Origin of the sequence: Flavobacterium sp. (genome assembly GCF_024642105.1) — a bacterium.
Taxonomy (GTDB): domain Bacteria; phylum Bacteroidota; class Bacteroidia; order Flavobacteriales; family Flavobacteriaceae; genus Flavobacterium.
In genome coordinates, this window is record NZ_JAHEBT010000025.1 from 1 (window position 1) to 8,815 (window position 8,815).

At 36.5% G+C, this 8,815-nt stretch carries 10 protein-coding genes; 8 read left to right on the forward strand and 2 right to left on the reverse strand.

Features of this window, described 5'->3' with window-relative positions; all coding sequences use genetic code 11:
* Together Q0L65_RS04655 and Q0L65_RS04660 are read right to left on the reverse strand one after the other, a co-directional pair.
* A partial coding sequence (locus Q0L65_RS04655; RefSeq protein ID WP_296684048.1) for an AIR carboxylase family protein occupies positions 1–128 on the reverse strand: 128 nt, incomplete at its 3' end.
* Between the two features lie 133 nt (positions 129–261).
* On the reverse strand, positions 262–1,419 hold the full coding sequence (locus tag Q0L65_RS04660; protein ID WP_296684027.1) for a 5-(carboxyamino)imidazole ribonucleotide synthase: 1,158 nt from the start codon (positions 1,417–1,419) through the stop codon (positions 262–264).
* Between the two features lie 183 nt (positions 1,420–1,602).
* Between Q0L65_RS04660 and hpt the strand changes: the two genes are divergently transcribed.
* The 8 genes from hpt to Q0L65_RS04700 form a co-directional block, all read left to right on the forward strand.
* Positions 1,603–2,133 carry a hypoxanthine phosphoribosyltransferase gene (hpt, locus tag Q0L65_RS04665; RefSeq protein WP_296684029.1) on the forward strand — a complete coding sequence of 177 codons (531 nt, stop codon included), beginning with the start codon at positions 1,603–1,605 and terminating at the stop codon, positions 2,131–2,133.
* A 41-nt stretch (positions 2,134–2,174) separates the two neighbouring features.
* Positions 2,175–2,747: an adenylate kinase gene (locus Q0L65_RS04670; RefSeq protein ID WP_296684032.1), complete on the forward strand. Its 573-nt coding sequence runs from the start codon at positions 2,175–2,177 to the stop codon at positions 2,745–2,747.
* A 92-nt stretch (positions 2,748–2,839) separates the two neighbouring features.
* Positions 2,840–4,114 (forward strand): hemolysin family protein, encoded by a 1,275-nt coding sequence (locus Q0L65_RS04675; RefSeq protein WP_296684034.1) that lies wholly within the window; start codon positions 2,840–2,842, stop codon positions 4,112–4,114.
* A 14-nt stretch (positions 4,115–4,128) separates the two neighbouring features.
* Positions 4,129–5,130, forward strand: coding sequence for a GTPase ObgE (gene obgE, locus Q0L65_RS04680; protein WP_296684037.1), 1,002 nt, complete (start codon positions 4,129–4,131; stop codon positions 5,128–5,130).
* A 120-nt stretch (positions 5,131–5,250) separates the two neighbouring features.
* The gene (locus tag Q0L65_RS04685) at positions 5,251–5,937 is read left to right on the forward strand and encodes a tetratricopeptide repeat protein (protein ID WP_296684039.1); all 687 of its coding nucleotides are present in this window, start codon (positions 5,251–5,253) and stop codon (positions 5,935–5,937) included.
* 58 nt (positions 5,938–5,995) lie between these two features.
* Positions 5,996–7,396 carry a Mur ligase family protein gene (locus Q0L65_RS04690; protein ID WP_296684042.1) on the forward strand — a complete coding sequence of 467 codons (1,401 nt, stop codon included), beginning with the start codon at positions 5,996–5,998 and terminating at the stop codon, positions 7,394–7,396.
* A gap of 21 nt (positions 7,397–7,417) precedes the next feature.
* The gene (gene radC, locus Q0L65_RS04695) at positions 7,418–8,110 is read left to right on the forward strand and encodes a DNA repair protein RadC (protein ID WP_296684044.1); all 693 of its coding nucleotides are present in this window, start codon (positions 7,418–7,420) and stop codon (positions 8,108–8,110) included.
* Between the two features lie 101 nt (positions 8,111–8,211).
* Positions 8,212–8,815: YjjG family noncanonical pyrimidine nucleotidase (locus Q0L65_RS04700; protein ID WP_296684046.1), on the forward strand; the 604-nt coding region annotated here is incomplete at its 3' end.

The following is an 8,815-nucleotide window of genomic DNA, read 5'->3' on the forward strand; positions in this document are numbered from 1 at the left end:
TTTTCAGGAGTTCTGTGTGCCGAAACAATATCTACTTCGGTTTCGATTCCAAATTCTTTTAAAATGTCGATGGCGTCTTGCATTACCGGCATATCCGAAATGCTTCCCATGATGATGGCTACTTTCATATTAGCCCCCTAACCCCCAAAAGGGGAATTCCTACTAGGGGTGAGTAGGGTTTTGGTTGTTTTTTTGTTTAAATTTTAAAAATACTAAAAAAGCAAATATATTTTCTAATTTTCAAATTGATACATTGTTTTATTAGCTAATTACCCGAATCGTATTTTTTACTTCTTCGGCGATTTTTCTTGCTTTGTTTACGTCTTCGTTTACGATGGTGACGTGTCCCATTTTTCTAAAAGGGCGTGTTTGTTTTTTACTGTAGATGTGTGGTGTTACGCCATCCCATTCTAGTATTTTTTCAATATTTTCATAGATTACCTGTCCAGAGTAGCCTTCTTCACCTACCAAATTTACCATAATTCCAGCCACTTTACTATCGGTATTGCCTAAAGGTAAATTTAAAATGGCGCGCAAATGATTTTCAAATTGCGAGGTGTAACTTGCTTCAATGGAATAATGACCCGAATTATGCGGTCTTGGCGCTACTTCATTGACTACAATTTCGTCATTTTCGGTTTGGAACATTTCCACCGCTAATAATCCCACATGATGAAATTGTTGTGAAACATTTAAAGCAATGGCTCTGGCTTTTTTAGCAACTTCATCATCAATACGTGCGGGACAAATTACATATTCTACCTGATTGGCTTCGGGATGGAATTCCATTTCTACCACAGGGTAGGTTTTAATTTCGCCCGAAGGATTACGACATACAATAACGGCCAATTCGTTTTTGAACGGAATCATTGCCTCGGCAATACATTCTACGTTGGGTAATTCGTCTAAATCAGCTACTTTTCGAACTACTTTCACTCCGTTTCCGTCGTAACCAAATTCGGTACACTTCCAAACAAAAGGCATTTGGAGCGTTGATTGTTGATTGTTGATTGCTGATTTTAGACTTTGAAGATTTTCAAATCGTTGATAAGCTGCCGTTGGAATATTATGTTGCGTATAAAAATCTTTTTGAATCCCTTTGTTTTGAATCAATTTCAAGGTTTTTGGCGAAGGATAAACGGGTACTCCTTCTTCTTCCAATTTCACAAGAGCATCTAAGTTCACCAATTCGATTTCGAAAGTCAAAACATCCACTTTTTTTCCGAAGTTGTACACGGAGTCAAAATCCATCAAGTCGCCTTGAAAGAATTGGTTGCAAGCAATTTTGCAAGGTGCTTCGTCACTTGGGTCTAAAACGTAGGTTTGAATATCAAATTTCCGAGTGTCAAACAATAGCATTTTGCCTAGTTGACCACCGCCTAAGATTCCTAATTTAAAATCAGAAGAAAAATAATTCATTTGTTTTCTCTTTTACTTCAATTGCTGGGCTTTTGTAGCCTAGGTGTGCAAAGATACTTAGTCCGTTGATAATTAACAATTGATAATGGATAATTCGTAGTTGTAAATGTACAAATTCCCCGTCTTTTATAGATTGTCCAATCCGAATTCAGTATATTTGCTCTTTATTTTTAAAATTGAATAATGATTCAACTTCACGATAAGCAATTTGTGCCATTTATTTCTGCCAAAGAAATTGATCTTGCCATTGCTAAAATGGTGGCGCAGATAACGGCTGACTTTTCGAATGAAACTCCTGTTTTTATTGGGGTGCTGAATGGGGCTTTTATGGTGGTTTCGGATTTATTGAAACGGTATACATCGCCTTGTGAAGTGAGTTTTATTAAAATGGCTTCCTACGAAGGTACTTCTTCTACTGAAGAGGTAAAGCAACTCCTTGGCTTAAATCAAGACTTGACTGGTAGAACAGTAGTGGTAATTGAAGATATTGTGGATACAGGGAATACTTTGGTTGCTTTGAAAGCCTTGTTTGAAAGTGAAAACGTAAAAGAGTTTAGGATTGCGACCTTGTTTTTTAAACCAGAGGCATATAAAAAAGACCTGTCGATAGATTATGTGGGAATTCGAATTCCGAATAAATTTATTGTAGGCTACGGATTGGATTATGACGGTTTGGGGCGTAATTTACCCGAAGTATATCAATCGAAAGACTAATTAAAAACCATATTTACAACACACAAAAATAGATTTAGAAGATGATTAACATTGTTTTATTTGGGAAACCAGGAGCAGGAAAAGGAACTCAAGCCGAATTTTTAAAAGGGAAATACAATTTGACACACCTTTCAACAGGTGATATTTTTAGATTCAACATCAAAAATGAAACGGAATTAGGAAAACTAGCTAAGACCTACATGGACAAAGGAGATTTAGTGCCTGATGAAGTAACGATTCAAATGTTGCAATCTGAAGTAGATAATAATCCTCATTCAGCAGGTTTTTTATTTGACGGTTTTCCAAGAACATTGGCTCAAGCGGGTGCTTTGGATCGTTTTTTAGAATCAAAAGGACAACAAATTACGGCTACTGTAGCCTTAGAAGCAGACGATGAAATCTTGGTACAACGTTTATTAGAAAGAGGGAAGACTTCAGGAAGACCTGATGATCAAGATGAAGAAAAAATTAGAAATCGTTACCAAGAATACAATGAAAAAACAGCTCCTTTGATGGGGTATTACAAAGAGCAAGGGAAGTTTTATGCTGTTGATGGAATTGGTTCTATCGCAGCAATCACAGAACGATTGAGCGCTGTAATCGACAATTTATAATAGGATACAAAACGTTTGGGACCTTGGATTAAAGAAAAATCCTTTATTTGTTTATCTTTAAATCTGAATTTTAAACTTTTAAAAAAATACAATTGGAACTACTCATTATATTTCTCTTAATTCTATTGAATGGCGTTTTCTCTATGTCGGAAATTGCGTTGATTTCTTCGCGAAAGAGTCGATTAGAAACTGCTGCTAAAAAAGGCAGTAAAACCGCTAAAACCGCACTTGATTTGGCGAATTCGCCCAACAAATTTTTGTCGGCAGTTCAAATAGGAATTACACTTATTGGAATTTTGACCGGTATTTATAGTGGTAATAAAATTACTGAAGATGTAGAATTATTCATAAGTGGGTTTGAAGCGATTAAACCTTATGCTCATTCGGTTGCCGTAGGAATTGTAGTAGTGGTGTTGACTTTTTTCTCTTTGGTTTTGGGTGAATTGTTGCCCAAACGAATTGGGTTGAATCATCCGGAATCGATAGCTAAGGCGATGGCCATGCCGATGAAGATTATTTCCATTATTACGGCTCCTTTTATTTGGTTATTAACTACTTCTACCGAGTTTTTATTGGATATTCTTCAGATCAAACCGACGGCAGACGGAAAGGTAACCGAGGAAGAAATTAAGGCGATTATTAAAGAAGGTACTGAGGTAGGGGAGGTTCAAGAAATTGAGCAAGATATTGTGGAACGTGTGTTTCATATTGGAGATCGAAAGGTCAACTCGTTGATGACGCATCGTAGTTCGATGGTGTATCTTTCTATGGATGATACTTTGGAAGAAATTAAATCCAAAGTGTTGGATGAATTGCATTCTGTTTATCCCGTTTGTGAAGAAAATTTGGATGAGGTTGTGGGCGTTGTGTTTTTGAAGGATTTGTTTGCCAATTTTGAAAAAGGCAACTTCAACTTACGCTCAATTGCTAAAGAACCTTCTTATTTTATTGAACATACATCGGCTTATAAGGCATTAGAAAATTTCAAGAAGACCAAAGTGCATTATGCTTTTATAACGGATGAGTATGGTGTTTTTCAAGGGATTATTACGTTGAATGATATTTTGGAGGCGCTTGTAGGGGATGCTGCTGATTTTGATGATGATGAATACCAATTGATTGCTAATGAAGATGGTTCTTGGTTAGTGGATGGTCAATATTCATTGCACGATTTCTTGACTTACTTTGATTTGGATGAGAGAACTACTGATTATGAGGTAACTACTGTGAGTGGATTTATAATAACGGAGTTAGGGGCTATTCCAAAAGAAGGCGATAAGTTGATTTGGAATAAATTGGAATTTGAAGCTCAAAAAATGGATGGTGTGAAGATTGATAAAGTATTAATCACAACATTAATAGATTAATAAAATAAGGAACAATGACAGAAGGTAACTTCGTAGATTACGTTAAAATATATGTTTCTTCTGGTAAAGGAGGAAAAGGTTCTACGCATTTGCATAGAGAAAAATTTATTGAAAAAGGTGGTCCAGATGGTGGAGATGGTGGTCGTGGAGGACACGTTTATTTAGTTGGAAATAAAGGACTTTGGACCTTGTTTCACTTAAAATTTGCTCGTCACGTCAAAGCAGGTCACGGTGGAGACGGAGGAGGAGATCGAAGTACCGGAGCTGATGGTGATGACAAATTCATTGAAGTGCCTTTAGGAACTGTAGTCAAAGACAAAGAAACAGGCGAAGTTTTGTTTGAAATTACCGAAGACGGAGAAAAACGTATTTTGGCTCAAGGAGGAAAAGGAGGGCTGGGGAACTGGCACTTTAGAAGTTCTACTAATCAAACACCACGGTATGCACAACCTGGATTACTAGGTGTGGAAATGGATGTGATTTTAGAATTGAAAGTCTTGGCTGATGTAGGTTTGGTAGGTTTTCCTAATGCAGGAAAATCGACTTTATTATCGGTTTTGACTTCGGCTAAGCCTAAGATTGCAGATTATCCTTTTACTACTTTAAAACCTAATTTAGGAATTGTAGCGTATCGCGATTTTCAATCGTTTGTAATTGCTGATATCCCTGGAATTATTGAAGGTGCGGCTGAAGGAAAAGGATTAGGACATTACTTTTTGCGTCATATTGAACGAAATTCTACTTTGTTATTTTTAGTCCCTGTGGATACACCAGATATTAAAGCGGAGTACGATATTTTAGTCAACGAATTGACCAAATACAATCCGGAAATGTTAGACAAAGAACGTTTGTTGGTCATTTCAAAAATAGATATGTTGGATGAAGAATTGAAGGCAGAACTTAAGACAGAATTAGATGTTGCGTTTAAGGATATTCCGTATTTGTTTATTTCTTCGGTGGCACAACAAGGTTTGACTGAATTAAAAGACAAATTGTGGACTATGTTGAATAACTAAACGTATTTAGTTGATATAAAATATAAGTCCGTCTCTTATGAGGCGGATTTTTTTTATAAAAAAAGTCAAAGCTTACTAAATCAACAAGAAAACAAATATAAATTTCGCTATTTTTGGAGAATGAAACGGATTGTGTTACTCATTTTATTTTTTCCAATACTACTCTGGTCTCAAGCTAATTTTGAGAAAGCAGAGCAACTCTTGGAAGCCGGAAAAACAGATCAAGCTCGTTTGTTGTTTGAAACTATAGTGAAGGAGAATCCGTCACATTTAAAAGCAATAGAACATTTAGGCGATATTGCAGGTCAAAATACATCATGGGACAAAGCCCTTTTGTATTACAAAAAGTTGAAACAATTGCAGCCTACCGAAGCCAATTATTATTATAAATATGGAGGGGCTTTAGGCATGAAGGCTAAAGAAGTCAATAAATTCAAAGCATTGGGAATGATTGACGAAATCAAATCGTCTTTTGAAAAAGCTATAATTTTGGATCCTAAACACAAGGAATCGCGTTGGGCATTGGTGTTGTTGTATTTGCAATTACCAGGAATTATTGGCGGTAGTGAGGCGAAAGCAGTAGCCTATTCCAATGAATTGATGCGTTTGTCGCCTTTGGATGGCTATTTGTCTAAAGGATACATTGAAGAATATTTTGGAAGAAATAAAAAAGCAGAGCGGAATTACCTCAAAGCTTTTGAGTTGACCCATTCAAAATTGGCTTTTCAGAAATTATACAGCTTGTATTTGTATAAAATGAAAAATTCGGATAAAGCCCAAGAGTTAAAAGAACAATTTGAAAAATAAGCCTCCCCAACCCCTCCAAAGGAGGGGCTTAAAAAAGAGGTTAATAAATAAACTTAAGATGATTGATAAAAATAATACTAAAAGCATTCCCCCTTCGGGGGTTAGGGGGCTACATTTTATTGCTATTGGTGGGAGCGCGATGCACAATTTAGCGTTGGCTTTGCACAACAAAGGGTATCAGGTTACAGGAAGTGACGATGCCATTTTTGAACCTTCCAAATCACGATTAGAAAAGAAAGGAATTTTACCTGCTGAAATGGGTTGGTTTCCAGAGAAAATCACCGCAGATATTGAAGCTGTAATTCTAGGAATGCACGCTAAGGCAGACAATCCTGAGTTGTTGAAAGCGCAGGAATTAGGATTGAAAATTTATTCGTATCCTGAATTTTTATACGAACAGTCCAAAAACAAAACTCGTGTGGTTATTGGTGGTTCTCACGGGAAAACCACGATTACTTCGATGATTTTGCATGTCATGCATTACCATAATATTGCGGTAGATTATATGGTGGGAGCGCAGTTAGAAGGATTTGATACGATGGTGCATCTTACTGAAGAAAATGATTTTATGGTTTTGGAAGGAGATGAATATTTATCGTCTCCCATTGATAGACGTCCGAAATTTCATTTGTACCAACCTAATATTGCCTTGATTTCTGGGATTGCTTGGGATCATATTAATGTTTTTCCAACCTATGACAACTATGTTGAACAATTTGAAATTTTCATTAGTAAAATTACGAATGGCGGAATTCTAGTGTACAACGAAGACGATGCTGAGGTAAAACGTGTATCGGAAGCCGCTACGAATCCAATTCGGAAATTACCTTATAGTACGCCCGCTTATTCGGTTAGCGATGGTGTAACACTTTTAGAAACTCCTGAAGGACCAATGCCTATTGAAGTTTTTGGTGCGCATAATTTGAACAATTTGGCTGGAGCCAAATGGATTTGTCAAAATATGGGTGTAGACGAAGCCGATTTTTACGAAGCGATTGCCAGTTTCAAAGGCGCTTCCAAACGTTTGGAAAAAATTGCCGAAGGAAAAGGTAGAGTAGCGTATAAAGATTTTGCACATTCTCCAAGTAAGGTGGCTGCGACTACCAAAGCGGTAAAAGAGCAATATCCGAATCGTACTTTAGTGGCTTGTTTGGAGTTGCATACCTATAGTAGTTTGAATGCTGAGTTTTTGAAGGAATACGAAGGTGCTTTGGAATATGCTGATGAAGCGGTTGTTTTTTATTCGCCAGATGCGGTAAAAATCAAACAATTGGAAGAAGTAACCTATGAGCAAATTGCCAAAGCTTTTAATCGAGAAGATTTAATTATCTATACCAATCCAGCCGAATTTAAACACTATTTATTCAATCGAAATTTAGATAATTCTGCTTTATTGTTGATGAGTTCTGGTAATTACGGAGGATTGAATTTTGATGAAGTTAAGCAGTTGATTGAATAATTTTACCCAAATAGAATACCTATGGAAAACGCCCCCTTTCCCATTAGTAGTTGGTCCGAAGATGATAAACCTCGGGAGAAACTCATGCTTAAAGGCAAAAGTGCTTTGAGCGACGCTGAATTGATTGCTATATTAATTGGTTCTGGTAGTCGGAATGAAACAGCAGTTGATTTAAGTAAACGAATTTTGGCTAGTGTTACTCATAATTTGAATGCGTTAGGGAAACAGAGTCTGTCGCAATTGATGCAATTCAAAGGGATAGGAGAAGCTAAAGCAATTGCTATTGTTGCGGCTTTAGAATTAGGTAGAAGGCGAAGAGCAGAAGAGGCTGTTGAGTTGCTTAAAATTACATCAAGTAAAATTATTTTTGAGTTAATGCAACCTATTATTGGCGAATTGGCTCATGAAGAATTTTGGGTTATTTATTTTAATAATTCGAATAAAGTGATTTCGAAAACACAATTGAGTAAAGGCGGGATTACTGGAACGGTAGTAGATGTACGTTTGGTTTTTAAAGTAGCACTGGAAATGGGCGCTACTTCTTTGGTTTTGTGTCATAATCATCCTTCGGGGAGTTTGAAACCCAGTGAGGCTGATAAGCAAATTACCCAAAAATTAAAACGAGCAGGAGAGAGTTTGGAAATAACTATTTTAGATCATGTAATAGTCACTGAAACGAGTTACTTTAGTTTTGTCGATCAGGGAATTTTGTAATTGTAATTATGAAATCGCCATTAACACAAGTTTGCGCAAGCAAACACCGATGATTAAAAAAGCGATACATATGTTACCGCTAAAAAATAGAATTTAAACATATGAAAAACAAGAATATACAGCACGTCTTTTTTGATTTGGATCACACCCTTTGGGATTTTGATAAAAATTCTGAGATGGCGTTTGCTACTATATTCAAACAGAATCATCCTGAAATAGCCATAGCTGATTTTATAGCAAAATACGCGCCTATCAATCAGGCCTGTTGGAAGTTGTATCAGTACGACAAAATCACCCACGAGGAGTTGCGTTACAAGAGGTTGAAGGACTCTTTTGATGCTCTGAATTATGCGATTTCAGATGCAGCTATCCATCAAATGGCGGAGGATTATATTACTTTTTTGCCTGACAATAATCATTTGTTTGACGGTGCTATTGAACTATTGGATTATCTCAATGAAAAATACCAACTGCATATTATTACCAATGGGTTTGCCAATGTTCAGTATAAAAAAATAGCCAATTCAAATATTGACACTTATTTTACAACGATTACCAATTCTGAAATGGCGGGGGTTAAGAAACCTAATCCTATTATATTTCAACATGCGTTGGATTTGGCTCAAGCCCAAAAAGAAAACAGTATTATGATTGGCGATTGTTTGGAAGCCGATGTTCAAGGCGCTTTAGATTTTGGAATTGATG